The 284-nt window shown below is 71.5% G+C and carries 1 pseudogene; it reads left to right on the forward strand.

The features are described from left to right. Positions 1–284: pseudogene (locus FJV46_RS15445) on the forward strand (hypothetical protein); the annotation flags it as partial.

Raw genomic sequence — 284 nt, forward strand, 5'->3', positions numbered from 1 at the left:
ACTTCAGCTGGGTCGAGGAGCCGTCCGCCGAGGTGCTGCACTACTCGACGTCGCCCCGCTCGCTGCCCGGCCCGAGACGGAGGACGCGACGGCAACGGGTGACGGACGTGTCCTCGCCGTCTGGGGTCCCTCCGGCGCTCCGGGACGGACGACGGTGGCCGTGAACATGGCCGCCGAGCTCGCCGCCACCGGCGTCTCGGTCCTTCTGGTGGATGCAACACCTACGGTGCCAGCGCCGGCGTATTCCTCGGACTGCTCGACGAATCGGCCGGACTCGCCCAGGC

It is taken from the genome of Arthrobacter agilis (genome assembly GCF_006494655.1).
In the GTDB taxonomy this organism is placed as follows: domain Bacteria; phylum Actinomycetota; class Actinomycetes; order Actinomycetales; family Micrococcaceae; genus Arthrobacter_D; species Arthrobacter_D agilis.